The sequence below is a fragment of the Pseudomonas sp. P4_D7 genome (assembly GCF_056401755.1).
On record NZ_JBFUIR010000016.1, the window covers coordinates 96,135 to 114,199 of the forward strand.

An 18,065-nucleotide genomic window follows, 5' to 3' on the forward strand; every position below is an offset into this window, starting at 1 on the left:
GAGCGGATTCCTGCGGCATCATGGGCAAATTTTGCACGGCAGCCCAAAGGAAGCCCCATGAATCTGCCTCCCCGTCAGCAGCAAATCCTCGAGCTGGTCCGCGAACGCGGCTATGTGAGCATCGAGGAAATGGCCACGCTGTTCGTTGTTACCCCGCAAACCATCCGCCGCGACATCAATCAGCTCGCGGAAGCCAATCTGTTGCGTCGCTACCATGGCGGCGCAGCCTACGATTCCAGCGTCGAAAACACTGCCTATGCGATGCGCGCCGACCAGATGCGCGATGAAAAACAACGCATCGGTGAAGCCATCGCCGCCCAGATCCCCGATCACGCCTCGCTGTTCATCAACATCGGCACCACCACCGAATCGATTGCCCGCGCCCTGCTCAACCACAATCATCTGAAGATCATCACCAACAACCTGCATGTGGCGTCGATGCTCAGTGCCAAGGATGATTTCGATGTGCTGCTGACCGGCGGCAATGTGCGCCGTGATGGCGGCGTGGTCGGTCAGGCGAGCGTGGATTTCATCAATCAGTTCAAAGTTGATTTCGCCCTGGTCGGAATCAGCGGTATTGATGAAGACGGCAGCTTGCTGGATTTCGATTATCAGGAAGTGCGGGTGTCGCAGGCGATCATTGCCAATGCGCGGCAGGTGATTCTGGCGGCGGACTCCAGCAAGTTCGGGCGTAACGCGATGATTCGCCTGGGGCCGATCAGCCTGATTGATTGCCTTGTAACCGATCAGCAGCCGGTGCCGGCGCTGGCGCAGTTGTTGAGTCAGCACAAGATTCGCCTGGAAGTCGTCTAGTTACTCGTTCCCACGCTCCGCGTGGGAATGCAGCCCGGGACGCTCTGCGTCCCACCTCAAAGCCGACGCAGAGCGTCGATGGATGCATTCCTTTGCTGCGCATGGGAACGATCTGCCCGTAAATGTTCGAAAATTTTCTTTTAACTGCCCTTCGATGAGTTTTTTCAATCGAACGTGACTGGCTGCGCGGGTGTTTATGGGCTACCATTTTCGCAAATGAACATTCATGTTCGATTTCCAATATAGAAAATCAAAAGAACCCGAGGCCAGCCGATGTCCACCTCTACCTTGCGTACGCCCCCAATCTCCGAGATCTACGACATCGCCGTCATTGGCGGCGGGATCAATGGCGTGGGGATCGCAGCGGATGCCGCCGGTCGCGGGCTTTCGGTGTTCCTTTGCGAAAAAGACGATCTGGCTAGCCACACCTCGTCGGCCAGCAGCAAGCTGATCCACGGCGGCCTGCGCTACCTCGAACATTACGAATTTCGTCTGGTGCGTGAAGCGCTGGCTGAGCGCGAAGTGTTGCTGGCCAAGGCGCCGCATATCGTCAAACCGATGCGTTTCGTGTTGCCGCACCGTCCGCACTTGCGTCCGGCGTGGATGATCCGCGCTGGCCTGTTCCTGTATGACAACCTCGGCAAGCGCGAAAAACTGCCAGGTTCGAAAAGCCTCAAGTTTGGTGCCGACAGCGCACTGAAAAGCGAAATCAAGAAAGGCTTCGAATATTCCGACTGCTGGGTCGATGACGCCCGCCTCGTGGTACTCAACGCCATGGCCGCCCGCGAAAAAGGTGCCCACGTGCACACCCAGACCCGGTGCGTCAGCGCCCGTCGCACCAAAGGCCTGTGGCACCTGCATCTGGAACGAGCCGACGGCAGCCTGTTTTCGATCACCGCCAAAGCGCTGGTGAACGCCGCCGGCCCGTGGGTTGCCAAGTTCATTCGTGACGACCTGAAGATGGAATCGCCTTACGGCATCCGTTTGATCCAGGGCAGCCACATCATCGTGCCGAAATTGTATGAAGGCGATCACGCGCACATTCTGCAAAACGAAGATCAGCGCATCGTCTTCACCATTCCGTACCTGAACCACTTCACCCTGATCGGCACCACCGATCGTGAGTACACCGGTGATCCGGCGAAAGTGGCAATCACCGACGCCGAAACCGACTACCTGTTGAAAGTGGTCAACGCCCACTTCAAGCAGCAGATCAGCCGTGACGACATCCAGCACAGCTACTCGGGCGTACGCCCACTGTGCAACGACGAATCCGACAACCCGTCGGCCGTCACCCGTGATTACACCCTGGCCTTGTCGGGCAGCACTGAAGAGGCACCGCTGTTGTCGGTGTTCGGCGGCAAGCTGACCACCTACCGCAAACTCGCCGAGTCGGCGATGGCGCAGTTGATGCCGTTCTTCACCCAGATGCGCCCGAGCTGGACCGCCACCGCTACCCTGCCCGGCGGTGAGGACATGACCACCCCGCAAGCCTTGTGCGCGCAGATCCGCGACAAGTTCGACTTCGTGCCGACCGAGATCGCCCGCCGCTGGGCCACCACCTACGGCAGCCGGACCTGGCGCATGCTTGAAGGTGTGGAAAGCCTCGCGGACATGGGCGAACACATCGGCGGCGGGCTCTACACCCGCGAAGTCGATTACCTGTGCAGCGAAGAGTGGGCAACCACGGCGCATGACATTCTGTGGCGTCGTAGCAAGCTGGGGCTGTTTACCACTCCGGCCGAGCAGGAGAAGCTTGCGGCGTATCTGGGTAAGGTTGAGCAGAACCGTAGCAAGATTGAAGCGGCGTGATGTGAACATCGCTTAAACGAAAGCCCCTGAATTGAGAGATTCAGGGGCTTTTTGTTTTGTGGATTCTGTTGAACCTGATTGTGTCAGTCAGATCCTTCCCCCTCACCCCAGCCCTCTCCCCCAAGGGGTAGAGGGGGAAAGGGAGCCGATCTTCATGGGGTTCGAAACTTGAGTTCGACTCGACATCTCACGTCGGCATAAATCGACCATCCACCGCGTTCAGTCCCCTCTCCCTCCGGGAGAGGGCTAGGGTGAGGGGCTTTTTATCGTTCGGCTTTCCGAACGCGACTTCCCGGTCGATTCGGTAAACCGGATCAGTTACGCCAAAACAAACCATCACAAAACTTTAATAACGTTATAAATCATAAAGTTAAGTACATCACCCTGGTCTGGCACGAGTCATGCTCTACACTCTCTCGACGAATGCTTGTTGTGCCAACACTTCAGGAGCCGTCAGGCATTCGAAGCACAAAAGGGCCGACGAACTGGCTCCATAAAAAAAACAATTCGAGGAAAATTTGATGCGCATCGTTCCCCATATCCTGGGCGCAGCCATTGCGGCCGCTCTGATCAGCACGCCAGTTTTCGCCGCCGAACTCACCGGCACCCTGAAGAAAATCAACGATTCGGGCACCATCACGCTCGCTCACCGCGACAGCTCCATTCCGTTTTCCTACATCGCGGATGCTTCCGGCAAACCAGTGGGCTACTCCCACGACATTCAAGTGGCCATCGTTGAAGCCCTGAAAAAAGACCTGAACAAGCCCGATCTGCAGGTCAAGTACAACCTGGTGACCTCGCAAACCCGTATCCCGCTGATCCAGAACGGCACCGCGGATATCGAGTGCGGCTCCACCACCAACAACGCCGAACGCGCTCAGCAAGTCGACTTCACCGTCAATATCTTCGAAATCGGCACCCGTCTGTTGGTCAAGAAAGACAAGGATGGCAAGCCGTCCTACGCTGACTTTGCCGACCTGAAAGGCAAGAACGTCGTGACCACCGCTGGCACCACGTCCGAGCGCATCATCAAAGCGATGAACGCCGACAAGCAGATGGGCATGAACATCATCTCCGCCAAAGACCACGGCGAATCCTTCAACATGCTGGAAAGCGGCCGCGCCGTAGCCTTCATGATGGACGACGCACTGCTGGCCGGCGAAGAAGCCAAGGCCAAGAAGCCTGCTGACTGGATCATCACCGGTACGCCGCAGTCCTTCGAAGCCTACGCGTGCATGGTTCGCAAAGATGACCCGGCCTTCAAGAAGGCTGTCGATAACGCCATCGTTGCGCTGTACAAGTCCGGCGAGATCAACAAGATCTACAGCAAGTGGTTCGAGAGCCCGATCCCGCCAAAAGGCCTGAACCTGAACTTCCCGATGAGCGACAAGGTAAAAGATCTGATCGCCAACCCGAGCGACAAGCCGGCGCCTGACGTAAAAATCTGATTCCTGACTAACCTTGTCTCCTGAGGGGGCGACCCTCCCTCAGGCGTTTGTTACTACCTGCTGGCTTCACTGTGGAACACTCGACCTGGCGGTTTCCGAGCCGATCGCGTGTGCCTGACGTTCAACGTCAGGCGGGAAAGGATCTTCCCCAAGCGGGTGCTTGTACATCGATCGATCTCGAGGGGAGACCCTAATGAATTACAACTGGGACTGGGGCGTGTTCTTCAAGTCCACCGGCGTCGGCAGCGAGACTTATCTCGACTGGTACGTCACCGGTTTGGGCTGGACCATTGCCATCGCCATCGTGGCATGGATCATCGCCTTGCTGCTGGGCTCCATTCTGGGGGTCATGCGCACGGTGCCAAACCGTATCGTATCGGGCATCGCCACCTGCTACGTCGAGCTTTTCCGTAACGTGCCGCTGCTGGTGCAACTGTTCATCTGGTACTTCCTGGTGCCCGACCTGCTGCCGCAAAACCTGCAGGACTGGTACAAACAGGACCTCAACCCGACCACCTCGGCTTACCTGAGCGTTGTCGTGTGCCTGGGCCTGTTCACCGCCGCCCGTGTCTGCGAGCAAGTGCGTACTGGCATTCAGGCGCTGCCACGCGGCCAGGAATCCGCTGCTCGCGCCATGGGCTTCAAACTGCCGCAGATCTACTGGAACGTGCTGCTGCCCCAGGCCTACCGGATCATCATTCCGCCGCTTACCTCGGAATTCCTCAACGTCTTCAAGAACTCCTCCGTGGCGTCCCTGATCGGTTTGATGGAACTGCTGGCGCAAACCAAACAGACCGCTGAGTTCTCGGCCAACCTGTTTGAAGCCTTCACCCTGGCCACGCTGATCTACTTCACCCTGAACATGAGCCTGATGTTGCTGATGCGCATGGTCGAGAAGAAAGTCGCAGTGCCCGGCCTGATCTCCGTGGGGGGTAAATAATGGACTTCGATTTCAGCGGCATCATCCCCGCCATTCCGGGCCTGTGGAACGGCATGGTCATGACCTTGCAGTTGATGGTCATGGGCGTGGTCGGCGGCATCGTGCTGGGGACCATCCTCGCACTGATGCGCCTGTCGTCGAGCAAACTGCTGTCGCGGGTGGCCGGCGCTTATGTGAACTACTTCCGTTCGATCCCGCTCCTGCTGGTGATCACCTGGTTCTACCTGGCGGTGCCGTTCGTGCTGCGCTGGATCACCGGTGAAGACACGCCGATCGGTGCGTTCACCTCCTGCGTCGTGGCCTTCATGATGTTCGAAGCCGCGTACTTCTGCGAGATCGTCCGCGCCGGTGTGCAGTCGATCCCCAAAGGCCAGATGGCCGCCGCACAAGCGATGGGCATGACCTATGGCCAGACCATGCGTCTGATCATCCTGCCCCAGGCGTTCCGCAAGATGACGCCGTTGCTGCTGCAACAGTCGATCATCCTGTTCCAGGACACCTCGCTGGTTTACACCGTGGGTCTGGTGGACTTCCTCAACTCCGCCCGCTCCAGCGGCGACATCATTGGCCGGTCCAACGAGTTCCTGATCTTCGCCGGTGTCGTCTACTTCATCATCAGCTTTTCCGCCTCGCTGCTGGTCAAGCGTCTGCAAAAAAGGTTCGCCGTATGATCTCTATCAAGAACATCAACAAGTGGTATGGGGACTTCCAGGTGCTGACTGATTGCAGCACCGAGGTCAAAAAAGGCGAAGTGATCGTGGTCTGCGGCCCGTCGGGTTCCGGCAAATCGACCCTGATCAAATGCGTCAACGCGCTGGAGCCGTTCCAGAAAGGCGACATCGTCGTCGACGGCACCTCGATCGCCGACTCGAAGACCAACCTGCCGAAACTGCGCTCGCGCGTGGGCATGGTGTTCCAGCATTTCGAACTGTTCCCGCACCTGACCATCACCGAAAACCTGACCATCGCGCAGATCAAGGTGTTGGGCCGCAGCAAGGAAGAAGCGACCAAGAAAGGCCTGCAACTGCTCGAGCGCGTCGGCTTGTCCGCTCACGCCCACAAACATCCGGGGCAATTGTCCGGTGGTCAGCAACAGCGTGTGGCGATTGCCCGTGCGCTGGCGATGGACCCGATCGTCATGCTGTTCGACGAACCGACCTCGGCGCTCGACCCGGAGATGGTCAACGAAGTGCTCGACGTGATGGTGCAACTGGCCCACGAAGGCATGACCATGATGTGCGTAACCCACGAAATGGGCTTTGCGCGCAAAGTGGCTGACCGGGTGATCTTCATGGACGCCGGCAAGATCATCGAAGACTGCCCGAAAGAGGAATTCTTCGGCGACATCAGCGCCCGCTCCGAACGCGCGCAGCACTTCCTCGAGAAAATCCTGCAGCACTAAAACCGAGTACTTGCGCCATCACACTTATCCCTGTGAGAGCGAGCTTGCTCGCGAAAGCGGACTGACATTCAACATTGATGTTGACTGATCCGGCCTCTTCGCGAGCAAGCTCGCTCCCACAGGGACAGCGGTGAGCCTGCAAGTGTGGTGGTTGACCCAAGGCAACTGTGATGAAATGCGACCCCAATCTCTATCGCGCCGCGCCGCCATCACTTGCCGTGAAGCCTCGTCTGATTCGCCATCTGTTTCTGCCGCCGCTGGTCATCATCCTGATGATCGGGCTGGGTTACGCCGGCTTCTGGACCAGTGAGCATTTTGGCATTCGCAGCCTCAGTGAAAACGGTCAGCGTCAGCTCGAACTGAACGCCCGCGCCGTCGAAAGCGAAATCAGCAAATACACCTACCTGCCCAGCCTGCTGGAACTCGAAACCAGTGTGTCGCAGTTGCTGGCCGACCCGACCCCGGAACACCGGCGAACGGTCAACGATTACCTTGAAGGCCTGAACCGGCGCAGTCGCAGTCGGGCCATCTACGTGATGGACACCACCGGCCGTGTCATGGCCACCAGCAACTGGCGCGATGTCGACAGTTATCTCGGTGAAGACCTGTCCTTCCGCGCCTATTTCCAGAAAGCCGTACGCGGCGAGCCGGGGCGTTTCTACGGCATCGGCAGCACCAACGGCGAGCCCGGCTATTACCTCGCCCACGGCCTCGAAGAGCATGGCAAGATCATCGGCGTCGCCGTGGTCAAAGTGCGCCTGGAAGCCATGGAAGAACGCTGGCAACGCGCGCGTCTAGAAGCCTTTGTCAGCGATGAGAACGGCATCATCATTCTCTCCAGCGATCCGGCCCGACGCCTCAAGTCAGTGATCCCGCTCACCGACGAAACCAAAGAAAAACTCGCCCGCAGCCTGCAGTACTACTGGTTCCCGCTCAACGAGCTGCAACCGCTGGCCCGGGAAACCCTGTCCGAAGGCGTGGAAAAACTGACCTTCCCCGCCAACAGCGAAGTGCGCTCCGACGATGACGACATCAGCTATCTGGCACAGACCCGGCCACTGAGCGACACACCGTGGAATTTCACCCTGCTCACGCCGTTGCAGGACCTGCGCCGCGAAGCCATCAACCAAGGAATTCTGGTCGCCGTCGCGTTTGCGCTGGTGGCATTCCTGTTGATCGCCTGGAACGAGCGGCGCAAGGTCATCGCCACCCGTCTCGCCGCCCGCGAAGCCTTGCAGGAAGCCAACAATCAACTGGAGCGTCGGATTACCGAACGCACCACTGATCTGCGCGCCAGCAACGAGCGCCTGAAGAGCCAGATCCGCGAACGGCGTCAGGCCGAAGAGACGTTGCGCCGTGCGCAGGATGAACTGGTGCAGGCCGGCAAGCTCGCTGCCATCGGTCAGATGTCGACCAGCATCGCTCACGAATTGAACCAGCCGCTGGCGGCGATGCGTACGCTATCGGGCAACACCGTGCGCTTCCTCGAAAGAGGTCAACTGGATGTCGCCAGCACCAATCTGAAAACCATCAACGAGCTGATCGACCGCATGGGCCGGATCACCGCCAGCCTGCGTTCGTTCGCCCGGCGCGGTGACAACCAGGGCCAGGCCAGCCTCGGCAAAGCCGTGGAGGCTGCGCTGCAATTGCTCGGTGCACGCCTGGAGAGTTCGGCGGTCAACATTCACCGCCAGTTCATCGATGTCCAGGTGCAGATCGACCAGACCCGCCTCGAACAGATTCTGGTCAACCTGATCGGCAATGCCCTCGACGCCATGCAGGCGCAACCCCTGCCCGAGCTGTGGCTGGAGGGTGAAGAATTCAACGCCAAATACCGCCTGCGTGTACGTGACAACGGTCACGGCATCGACGCTGAAGCGCGCAAGCATCTGTTCGAACCGTTCTTCACCACCAAACCCGGCGAACAAGGCCTGGGCCTTGGCCTGACCCTTTCCGCCAGCCTCGCCGCCGCCACCGGCGGGCATCTGGGTGTCGAACACCCGGCCAGCGGTGGCACCACCTTCGTCCTCAGTTTACCGTTGGTAAGCCCTACTCCTGCCGAGCCAATATGAACCACGACCTTAGTGTGCTGATCGTCGAAGACGACCCCCATGTGCTGCTCGGCTGCCAACAGGCGCTGACCCTCGAAGACATTCCCTGTGTCGGCGTCGGCAGTGCAGAAGAAGCGCTGGAGCGCGTCGGCGACAACTTTGCCGGCATCGTCATCAGCGACATTCGCCTGCCGGGCATCGATGGCCTCGAACTGCTGACCCGCCTCAAGCAACGTGATCGCAGCCTGCCGGTGGTGTTGATCACCGGCCACGGCGACATTTCCATGGCCGTCGGCGCGATGCAGAAAGGCGCCTACGACTTCATGGAAAAACCGTTCTCGCCGGAGCGTCTGGTCGACGTCGCACGGCGGGCGCTGGAGCAACGCAGCCTCGCCCGCGAGGTCTCATCGCTGCGCCGGCAACTGGCCGAGCGCGACTCCCTTGAGGGGCGGATCATTGGCCGCTCGCCGGCGATGCAGAACCTGCGCGAACTGATTGCCAACGTCGCCGACACTTCGGCCAACGTGCTGATCGAAGGCGAGACCGGCACCGGTAAGGAACTGGTCGCCCGCTGCCTGCACGATTTCAGTCGTCGCCACAGCAAGCAATTCGTCGCGCTGAACTGCGGCGGGCTGCCGGAAAACCTTTTTGAAAGCGAGATTTTCGGCCACGAGGCCAACGCCTTTACCGGTGCCGGCAAACGCCGTATCGGCAAGATCGAACACGCCGACGGCGGCACGCTGTTCCTCGACGAAGTGGAAAGCATGCCGCTGCCATTGCAGATCAAACTGCTGCGCGTGTTGCAGGAGCGGACCCTCGAACGTCTCGGCTCGAACCAGAGCGTGGCCGTGGATTGCCGGGTGATCGCAGCAACCAAATCCGACCTCGACGGAGCGAGCAAGGCTGGCGAGTTTCGCAGCGACCTGTACTACCGCCTCAACGTCGTGACCCTGGAACTGCCGCCATTGCGCGAGCGCCGCGAAGACATCCTGCAACTGTTCGAACACTTCACCCAGCAGTCAGCCCTGCGTTTCGACCGCGCGCTGCCGGAACTGGACAACCAGACCCTGTCGAACCTGATGAGCCACGATTGGCCAGGCAATGTGCGCGAACTGCGCAACGTCGCCGAACGTTTTGCCCTCGGCCTGCCGGCGTTCAAAAAGTCCGGCGCCAGCAGTGGCGGACAAGGCCTGGCGTTTGCCGAAGCGGTGGAAGCGTTCGAGCGCAACCTGCTCAGCGACGCCCTGCAACGCAGCGGCGGTAACCTGACTCAGGCCAGCCTGGAATTGGGCATGGCCAAGACCACGCTGTTCGACAAAGTGAAAAAGTACGGGTTGAGCCATTAAGCGAGAACGATGTGGATCTGTTTTTCAAAGCCCTGTTGGGCGCCGCGGTAGTACTGATCATCGCGGCGCTGTCGAAAACCAAAAACTACTACATCGCCGGATTGGTGCCGCTGTTTCCGACGTTTGCGCTGATTGCGCATTACATCGTCGGCAAGGGGCGTTCGATTGAGGATTTGAAGACCACGATTGTGTTCGGCATGTGGTCGATCATTCCGTACTTTGTGTATCTGGCGACGTTGTATGTGATGGTGGATCGGCTGCGGCTGGAGGCTTCGTTGGCGGTGGCGGCGGTGGCCTGGTTGATGGCCGCCACGGTGTTGGTGACTGTGTGGGTTCGGCTGCACAGCTAAGGTTAAAAGCCACCCTCACCCCAGCCCTCTCCCGGAGGGAGAGGGGGCCGACCGAGGTGTCTTGCATTTGACATTGACCTGAAAGATCCAGTTGATTATGGATTCGGTACAGCACGTTTAGGTCGGTGTACAACTCCAGCATCCCCCAATCAGTCCCCTCTCCCTCTGGGCGGTCCGACGTTTCGGGAGGGTTAGGGTGAGGGGTTTTTGGCTCCCACCGATATCAGCTGACAGTGCCGCCCTTGGACTCAGCCATGATCTGCCGGATTGCCCCGACAAACGTCTCCACCGGTTGCCCGCCGGTCACCGCATACTGACCGTTGAACACCACGGTCGGCACCGAACTCACCCCGCGCTGCAACCACAATTGCTCGTCTTCACGCACCTCATCGGCAAACTCGTCGGACGCCAGAATCGCCTCGGCTCGCTGACGATCCAGCCCGACACTTTCCGCAATTTGCACCAGTTGCCGATGATCCGACGGATTGCCGCCATCGCTGAAATACGCCTTGAACAGCGCCTCTTTCAACAGCAGTTGCACACCTTCGAGCCCGGCCCAGTGCAGCAAGCGGTGCGCATCAAAAGTGTTGTAGATACGGCTGTTGCCGTCAGTGCGAAACGCAAACCCGAGTTCAGCGCCACGGGCACGAATAGCTTCGCGATTTTTCTGCGATTGCTCCGGGGTCGAGCCGTACTTCTCTTGAATGTGCTCAGCGATGTTCTGCCCGTCTGCGCCCATTTTCGGATTGAGTTCGAACGGCTGAAAACGGATCTCGGCCTGCACTTCGTTGCGTAGGATCTCGAGTGCCTGTAACAGGCCACGCAAACCGACGACACACCAGGGGCAGGAGACGTCGCTGACAAAATCGATTTTCAAGGCAGAACTCATCACACACCTCGCGGGGGGAAATCGTGCGGGAAAATTTGCACGATACACCCCGGCCGGATTTTGCGGTGCCCCCTTCGCGAGCAAGCTCGCTCCCACATTTAGATCGCATTCCCCTGTGGGAGCGAGCTTGCTCGCGAAGAGGCCATAACCAACACCGCCCACTTTTGGTTACAGCAGATTCCCGCCCACCACCGGCTCAATCTGCGCCCAATGCGAAGTGTCTTCACGATGCGCCTGCAAATACGGCAGCACCGCCGCCAGCAACGGCTCCTTGAACGCCTCCTGAAAGCGATGCGCCAACCCCGGAATCAGTTTCAACTGGCTGCCGCGAATATGCGCCGCCAGATGAACCCCGTGCATCACCGGCAACAACGGATCCGCCGTGCCATGCACCACCAGCGTCGGTACCCGCAATTGATTGAGCAATGCCACCCGGCTCGGCTCGGCAAGAATCGCCATGATCTGCCGCTTCACGCCTTCGGGATTGAACGCGCGGTCATACGACAGCGCAGCCTGATGCAGCAAGACCTGGCGATCATCGGTGACCGCCGGGCTGCCCAGCGCGGCCAGCAGATCAGCCTGCTGTTCCAGCGCCACCTGTCGATTCGGTGCGCCGCGACGCGACAACAACTGCACCAGCGCCGCGCTGGGTGCCGGCAGACCTTCGGCGCCCGAGGTGGTCATGATCAATGTCAGACTCTCGACCCGCTGCGGTGCCATCGCCGCCATGTGCTGGGCAATCATCCCGCCCATGCTCGCGCCCAGCACGTGGAATTGCTCGACATGCAACGCGTCCATCAAGCCCAGCGCGTCGTCTGCCATGTCGGTCAGGCTGTAAGGCGCTGCCACCGGTAGACCGAGCTTGTAGCGCAGCACTTCGAAGGTCAGATTGGCGTCAGCCGGCGCCTGCCGCCAGGTCGACAGACCGACGTCGCGGTTGTCATAGCGAATCACCCGAAAACCCTGCTGACACAGCGCAACCACTACTTCGTCCGGCCAGTGGATCAACTGTCCACCCAAGCCCATGACCAGCAACAACGCCGGATCCGACGCGCGACCAATGCTCTGGTAAGCCAGGCTCACCTGCTGCAGATCAGCGTGCTCGGTCGGCACATTGACGTCGCAACGCGCCGCCGCCCAAGACGACGATCCGAAAAAAATCGCGACCAGAACAGCCGCGACCGATACAAAACCCTTGACCATGAAAAACACCGAAACGCAGAACCCCAGTAGAGCGCGAGTCTGATGAAGTTTGTTCAAGCGCGCTGCCACACTTCGATGACAGTTTGATGAAGAGTGCCGAGTGGTCATGGGCGGTGGTTGCAAACAATATCTATGTACCGCCATCGCCTTGCGCGATTTCTCTTGAATGACCCGCTCAGGGACGGATTCCCCGCCCCGCCAATGCGAGTCACGCCACCATGCTCGAGCGTCTTATTCTGGATGAGCTCCCCGCACCGTCACCGTTGCCCGAGGCCGTCGAACAGCTACCGAAAACGATTGATGACAGCCTGCTGCTGCAGGCTTGCCAACGCTGGCGCGCCAGCAGCGAGGGTTTGCGCGATTTGTTTGCCGCCAGCCCGGCACTGCGCGACAGCGTCAATGAATTGCTGCGCCAACAACTGCAACTGGACGGCGAAAAGACCGGCCTGCGCTTTGCGGCCACCGCTGACCAGCCGGAGCACATCGTCAGCCTCACCGACGCCTGTGCCTTTGTCGTTCAACACCCGACACTGGAAACCGATCTGGATCAGCGTTGTGTCCTCACCGGTATCCGCGCGGGCCATCTGTTATCCAACCTGAAGCCCCTGCAGCTCCTGGAAAAACTCAAAGCCCTCGACCCACGCCAAAGCCACGAGATTCGCTGGGCAGAATTCTGGGACGCGCGAGCGCCGCGCACACCGGTGTCACGACGTACCCGCGCCACGCAGCTTTACCGCGAGCATTTCGAAGCCACTGCGCACATGGCTCTCGCCCATCAGACGATTACCCCGGCGCAACTCAAAACGCTGCAACTGATCATTGATTCAGGTGCTGGCGCGCTGACAATCGAGGGTCAACCTGTGCACACGGAAAAGTTGGCCCTGGTGCTGAGCAACGACAGCAAAATCAAACTCCCCGGTGCATGGGTCGTCAGCGTCGGCGATTTGGCCACGGCGGCGCCTTTGCTTTATCTGCCCGGAAACGCCACATCGATCCAGGCCTTCACCACCCGCGCAGACATGCAGACGTGGCTGACCCATCAGGTACAGATCCCCACCGGACTGCCCAAGGAAATCCTTCGCGTTGACTACAGCACAGCGCTTGACCCGATGGTCACTGGCGCCAGCGATCTGTTCGCCGACCGTCACCACGCGCAGCTCGACGCCTTGAGCAATACCAACAAAGGCCATCCCGGGCTCAGGGCGCATGGCGCGCGCTCACTGGTGCATGTCGACCTGATTGATCATCAGCGCAGCAGCGCGATCATCGTGGCGGCGCCGCCAAAACCGCTCAACTCCGCCAGCGATGTCGAGACCGACGAAACACCGCTGTTCGGCAGCCTGTCCGCCGGGATTCCACTGGCGGTGCGCCACGCGGCGCTCAAACGCCAACGCGAGGCGCTTGAGCGCTTGCAGGCCAATGACAGCGACGGCTCTCGATACCGAGAATGCCAGGACGCCCTCAAAGCGCTGGAAGCCGCCGAACAAACTGGCGCGACCACTGCCACAACCCTGCTTTACCGCGAAACGGCCCTCGACGCGAATACCTTCAACACCGCGCTCAGTGCCCTGCGTCAGGCACACCGGGACGGCCTGGATGCCGAAGGCAGACTGCAAGCAACCCTTGGCCAACTCGACAGCGCCGAACACGATCTGCTCAAGGCCGTGCTGGACACCCCCGTCGCGGCCGAGCGCGACACGGATATCACGGCGGCCAGCCTGACCTTGTCACTGAGCGAAACCAGGGACGGAATCACAACAACGCAAAGCGAAGTGCTCAAGGGCGCACTCGTCATCGGACGCCAGGCGGCACTCTCGGACACTTCCAGTCTGATGCTCTACTGGCCGGGCAATGGCGGTGGCCTGCAACGCTTTGCCGATCGCCGGACACTGGCGCGCGAGGTGTTCAGGATTCTCGACGACGACAACGACCTGGCCCTGCAACTGAGTCCGATCACCACCGACCCGTTGCTTTATTGCCTCAACGCGCTGGTGAGCGACTTCGAAGCGAAAGCCACACCCCTGCGCGGCAAACCCGAACAGGCTGACGCGCTGGAGGTTCTGCGCCAGGGCTGCCTGGCCAATCTTCAGGTTCCGCTGCACGCCGCCAGACACCTGGCTTTCACTCATCTGCAGGAACAGCAACGCAGCGGCACCCTCGCCGGCAACCTGCCGGGCTGGCTGGTCAAACTCAAGGAAAACGAGCGTAGCGCGCTGAAACAGAACATCGAGGCGTACGTCGCGGCGATGCGTCAAAGCCACGCCCTCATGACCCTTGCGCTGGAACCTCGTGATGACTTCACCCGCCGTCATCTGCACGCCCGATTGCGCAGGGACTTTTCCCTTGAGGGCGACTTTTCCATACAAGTCGAACTGCCCGACTCGACCAAAACCGAACAGGTCCCGGAGTCGGGGCCGGGTGGCGTCAGAAAGATCACGACCATTGTGCCCAGCAAAGCACGCAGCAAAATGTCACTGGAGGACCTGGCCCAGCTCAATATCGATAACGTGCAATCGGTGCTCAATGACTCGCTGTCACAACGCTTGATCTTCTTGCGTCTGGAGATCACCGCGACGCATAAAAAGGATCGGACGCGCCTGCTCAACGGCATCAACCTGACCTATCTGCGCAAGGTTCTGCCGGAGCTGGACCTGCCCAAAGTCTATGAGCAGAAGATCCGTGATGCCTTTCAGGGCGCCGCCAGCGAGTCAGCATTCGTCAAACAACATCGCCGGGAAAGCCTGATCGAGCCGTGGCGCCTGATGCTGAAAATACAGAGCGAAAATGCACGCCTGCAAAAACACCTCAGCGCTGATGAAGCGGCACTGCTGAACATCGCCATCGACGCCGACACCCCACAAGCGTGGCAAGCCAGCGACAAGCGTCTTGTGCTGTTGCCGGTGTCGCTGAAAGTCGGCGGCAAGGACACTCCCGGCGAAGGCCCGGTGACCCTGTCCGGCGTCAGCTTCATCGAAGAGCAGATCAGCGGCGTCACCCTGCTGTACCTGCCGGACAGCCACGACGGGCAGTTCTTGCGCCGCTACGACACGCTCGAAGCGGCGCGCAAAGGACTGTTCACCTTGTGCGCAAGTGACAAGTGGATCGAGTACCTGGCGCACAGAACGTTGCAAGGTAACGTCAGGGCCCATGTCAACCGAATCGGTCAGGCCGTGGAAAAAAACTTCGATGCGATCATCAAAGTCGGTGTGCGCTGGCCGGCCAGTACCTCGCTGGCCGCACACCTGCTCGATGCGCACATGGGACGCTTGATCGAGGCCCATCGCGGCACGTCGCGCTCCAACGATGAACTGTTCTTCGAGCGCTACGCCCTGAAAGGCCCGCGCGCCTTCAACTACATCAAAATGGCCTTGGGCATGGTGCCCTTCGTCGGCAGTGTGCTGGCCCTCTATCAGGCCTGGACCGCTGCCAATCAGGCAGCCGCCGCGTTCTTGCGTGGTGACGTGGCTGACGGTCTGGTGGAAATCGAGTCAATGCTGCTGTCGCTGATCGACGCCTTCATGGATCTGCTCCCGGGTGAAGCCGCGGCCTCGACGCTCTCCCGGACGACCCGCGCGTTGACTCGGGCGCGTCAGCTGCACGCGGTGGTGCGCGATGTGGCGACACTGCAGGTCAAGTCGCAGCGCCACGCACGACATGTGCTGGCGCGCTTCAAGGATTACGACTATGAAAAACCGATTTCCCTGGGCGGCACAGAACCGGCCAGCCACGGCCTCTACCGCGGGATCTACCGGCTTGCCGACGGCGACTTCATCGAACGTCAGGGCCGCGTCTACCAAGTGGAGCTGAGCCGGGATTCGCGCAGCTGGCGTCTGTCCGGCAACTCGCGAAAAACCTACAAGCAGCCGATCGCACTGGATGAAAGCGGGCAATGGGATACCTGGTTTGGCGTCTATGGCACAGCCCTTGAAGGTGGCGTGGTGGGGGGTGGCAATGTCGGCGGGCGCCTGGTCGATACACTCGACCCTTACTGGCCGTCGGTGATTCGGCAACGCCTGCCGCGCTGGCTGGTAGATCGAAACTTCCGCCGCCACCATCAACTGGCCGCCACCGCAAACAATTTGGGCCGCCAATTGCAACTCAGGGGAGCGAAAAGTGACCAGGTGATCAATGCCTACGCCGAAGCCACGGAAGCGCAACGCCTGACCATGTTGCCAACGGCCGAAGCCGCATGCATTGGCGATATCCAACTGGCCAGGCAACGTTATGAGGCGTTGACCGAGTTGACTGCGCTGACCCAAGGCAGAAAACACAGGACTGTCGCCAAAATGCAAAGCAAGACCGCATGGCTGTTGACTGATCGTTACCAGCGGCGCGCCTTTCACCTGTCGCATAAAATTCATGGCATGACACGAGCAATCGACCGATTGAAGCAGCTACACAATGCGCTGCCGGGTGATGCTGTGGCTGAACGTTTGAAACACATTGAAAACATACACAGGTTTCGTGTCGAGATCGTCAACCAGCTCGATCAGTTGGGCGAACTCAGGGACCAGGTCAATCACTGGTATGGACGCATGCTGGCTAAAGACCGGCCGAAAATGTCGGCGCTGGTCGATAACACTAACAGCCGTCACAGTGAACCCATCCTGCTGTACCTGAAAACCTCCCAACGCCTGGAAATCGTCAGAAAAGCCGGCAGCCCCGACGATGCCTCGTGGCGCTATTTTGTGACGATGGCAGAGTCCCTGCGCAACAGAATCGATCTGCATCTGTACCGCCAGTACGACTTGCCGAATATGCAGAACACGACCGCCCAACGTAATCGCATTCTTCAGGAAAGCATCGACACTTGCGTCGAGTATCGGCGCGAGATGGCGGTATGGACCGCCAGCTGTCCGCAATTCTTTCATCTGGACGTAGTCGAGCCCTTGCTGGAAGGCGTTGATCGCCTGGCGGATCGAGCGCGTGCCGCTATCAACAGGCCACCCGAACCGAGGGTCGCGGGGCGACCCCTGCAGCGCGTGTTCATCACTGATGACAACCAATTGCGCCATGGCGTGGAGCAATGGGATAACCTGACCAACGCCCGTCAATACAGAAGTACCGGGATTGGAGGCTATGAAGAAATCTGGGAACATGGCGCCGATGGCGTCGTGCGCCTGACCAACCCGCAAAACCTGGCAGTTCCCTCCCCCGCCGAGCTGAGTCTGGCCACCCTGGTAACCGAGGCACAGCAACGTCTGGAGAACGTGGCCACTTACCGCACCACGGTGCAGAGCAACGCCAATCGCGGCATGCTGCCCGTCGACCTGCAGCACATGATGGACAGTCATGCGAGTGAACTCACCACCCGTGCCGACGGTATCGCTGCCAAATCGGCAGAGCAACCGATCATCCAGCAATTGCGCGATCAGGCCGCCGAGCTGATCGTCGAAGGTCGCGCCTTGCGCACCCAACGCTCGATGACCAGTCAAAAGCCCACCGACGGCATGCTTGATGACCTCATCGGACAGAACGCGGTGGAGATCCGCAAACCCCTTGCGATCCGAAAACTGGCGGATCATCAGGGGCGCCCCAACTACCTGCAGGAATATGAGGTCTGGAACCTCACACAGGAGCCCGCGCAATTACTCTGGTACGTGCATTTCCATTACCGTTCGGCGACCCGCCCCTTGCGCCAATTCGAAAGAGCCCACCTGAAACTGCCGGCGCATCGCAAGCTGACTCACGCTGACGACCCGACCCTGCTTGATTCCAGAATCACTGCACAGTCCATTGTCCTGCGGCATTTCGAGGGACTCTGAGCATAAGGCACTGTAGTCATAGGAAGAACTGCCGAGCCATCACTCG

General features: G+C 59.7%; 12 protein-coding genes. 10 read left to right on the forward strand and 2 right to left on the reverse strand.

Annotated elements, in window-relative coordinates; genetic code table 11:
• Positions 1-57 precede the first annotated feature (57 nt).
• The 9 genes from AC1DVF_RS13010 (at position 58) to AC1DVF_RS13050 (ending at position 10,162) form a co-directional block, all read left to right on the forward strand.
• On the forward strand, positions 58-813 hold the full coding sequence (locus tag AC1DVF_RS13010; RefSeq protein ID WP_007916700.1) for a DeoR/GlpR family transcriptional regulator: 756 nt from the start codon (positions 58-60) through the stop codon (positions 811-813).
• 273 nt (positions 814-1,086) lie between these two features.
• Positions 1,087-2,625, forward strand: a complete 1,539-nt coding sequence (glpD, locus tag AC1DVF_RS13015; RefSeq protein WP_093430587.1) for a glycerol-3-phosphate dehydrogenase — start codon at positions 1,087-1,089, stop codon at positions 2,623-2,625.
• Positions 2,626-3,146: 521 nt separating this feature from the next.
• The gene (locus AC1DVF_RS13020) at positions 3,147-4,073 is read left to right on the forward strand and encodes a glutamate/aspartate ABC transporter substrate-binding protein (RefSeq protein ID WP_477782547.1); all 927 of its coding nucleotides are present in this window, start codon (positions 3,147-3,149) and stop codon (positions 4,071-4,073) included.
• 193 nt (positions 4,074-4,266) lie between these two features.
• Entirely contained in the window at positions 4,267-5,013 is a 747-nt protein-coding gene (locus AC1DVF_RS13025) for an amino acid ABC transporter permease (RefSeq protein WP_016986630.1), read from the forward strand.
• Complete coding sequence (locus AC1DVF_RS13030; RefSeq protein WP_003227756.1) at positions 5,013-5,684, forward strand: amino acid ABC transporter permease; 672 nt, start codon at positions 5,013-5,015, stop codon at positions 5,682-5,684. Before AC1DVF_RS13025 ends, AC1DVF_RS13030 begins: the two co-directional genes overlap by 1 nt.
• Positions 5,681-6,415, forward strand: a complete 735-nt coding sequence (locus tag AC1DVF_RS13035) for an amino acid ABC transporter ATP-binding protein (protein WP_007963947.1) — start codon at positions 5,681-5,683, stop codon at positions 6,413-6,415. Before AC1DVF_RS13030 ends, AC1DVF_RS13035 begins: the two co-directional genes overlap by 4 nt.
• Before the next feature lie 170 nt (positions 6,416-6,585).
• On the forward strand, positions 6,586-8,487 hold the full coding sequence (gene aauS, locus AC1DVF_RS13040) for a two-component sensor histidine kinase AauS (RefSeq protein WP_093430589.1): 1,902 nt from the start codon (positions 6,586-6,588) through the stop codon (positions 8,485-8,487).
• Positions 8,484-9,812: a two-component response regulator AauR gene (aauR, locus tag AC1DVF_RS13045; protein ID WP_099757057.1), complete on the forward strand. Its 1,329-nt coding sequence runs from the start codon at positions 8,484-8,486 to the stop codon at positions 9,810-9,812. The genes aauS and aauR overlap by 4 nt, the downstream gene beginning before the upstream one ends.
• 11 nt (positions 9,813-9,823) lie before the next feature.
• On the forward strand, positions 9,824-10,162 hold the full coding sequence (locus AC1DVF_RS13050) for a GlpM family protein (protein ID WP_007916734.1): 339 nt from the start codon (positions 9,824-9,826) through the stop codon (positions 10,160-10,162).
• Between the two features lie 223 nt (positions 10,163-10,385).
• Here AC1DVF_RS13050 and AC1DVF_RS13055 read toward each other — a convergent pair whose 3' ends face one another.
• Together AC1DVF_RS13055 and AC1DVF_RS13060 are read right to left on the reverse strand one after the other, a co-directional pair.
• Positions 10,386-11,051: a DsbA family oxidoreductase gene (locus tag AC1DVF_RS13055; RefSeq protein WP_477782548.1), complete on the reverse strand. Its 666-nt coding sequence runs from the start codon at positions 11,049-11,051 to the stop codon at positions 10,386-10,388.
• A 168-nt stretch (positions 11,052-11,219) separates the two neighbouring features.
• Positions 11,220-12,254, reverse strand: a complete 1,035-nt coding sequence (locus AC1DVF_RS13060; RefSeq protein ID WP_093430592.1) for an alpha/beta fold hydrolase — start codon at positions 12,252-12,254, stop codon at positions 11,220-11,222.
• 218 nt (positions 12,255-12,472) lie between these two features.
• Between AC1DVF_RS13060 and AC1DVF_RS13065 the strand changes: the two genes are divergently transcribed.
• On the forward strand, positions 12,473-18,019 hold the full coding sequence (locus AC1DVF_RS13065) for a dermonecrotic toxin domain-containing protein (protein WP_477782549.1): 5,547 nt from the start codon (positions 12,473-12,475) through the stop codon (positions 18,017-18,019).
• The last annotated feature ends 46 nt before the right edge of the window (positions 18,020-18,065 follow it).

Excerpts from the sequence above, each read along its gene's own strand:
- AC1DVF_RS13065 (WP_477782549.1), top strand. The coding sequence starts at position 12,473 with ATGCTCGAGCGTCTTATTCTGGATGAGCTCCCCGCACCGTCACCGTTG.
- AC1DVF_RS13030 (WP_003227756.1), top strand. The coding sequence starts at position 5,013 with ATGGACTTCGATTTCAGCGGCATCATCCCCGCCATTCCGGGCCTGTGG.
- AC1DVF_RS13060 (WP_093430592.1), bottom strand. The coding sequence starts at position 12,254 with ATGGTCAAGGGTTTTGTATCGGTCGCGGCTGTTCTGGTCGCGATTTTT.
- AC1DVF_RS13025 (WP_016986630.1), top strand. The coding sequence starts at position 4,267 with ATGAATTACAACTGGGACTGGGGCGTGTTCTTCAAGTCCACCGGCGTC.
- AC1DVF_RS13035 (WP_007963947.1), top strand. The coding sequence starts at position 5,681 with ATGATCTCTATCAAGAACATCAACAAGTGGTATGGGGACTTCCAGGTG.
- aauS (WP_093430589.1), top strand. The coding sequence starts at position 6,586 with ATGAAATGCGACCCCAATCTCTATCGCGCCGCGCCGCCATCACTTGCC.
- AC1DVF_RS13010 (WP_007916700.1), top strand. The coding sequence starts at position 58 with ATGAATCTGCCTCCCCGTCAGCAGCAAATCCTCGAGCTGGTCCGCGAA.
- AC1DVF_RS13055 (WP_477782548.1), bottom strand. The coding sequence starts at position 11,051 with ATGAGTTCTGCCTTGAAAATCGATTTTGTCAGCGACGTCTCCTGCCCC.
- glpD (WP_093430587.1), top strand. The coding sequence starts at position 1,087 with ATGTCCACCTCTACCTTGCGTACGCCCCCAATCTCCGAGATCTACGAC.
- AC1DVF_RS13020 (WP_477782547.1), top strand. The coding sequence starts at position 3,147 with ATGCGCATCGTTCCCCATATCCTGGGCGCAGCCATTGCGGCCGCTCTG.
- aauR (WP_099757057.1), top strand. The coding sequence starts at position 8,484 with ATGAACCACGACCTTAGTGTGCTGATCGTCGAAGACGACCCCCATGTG.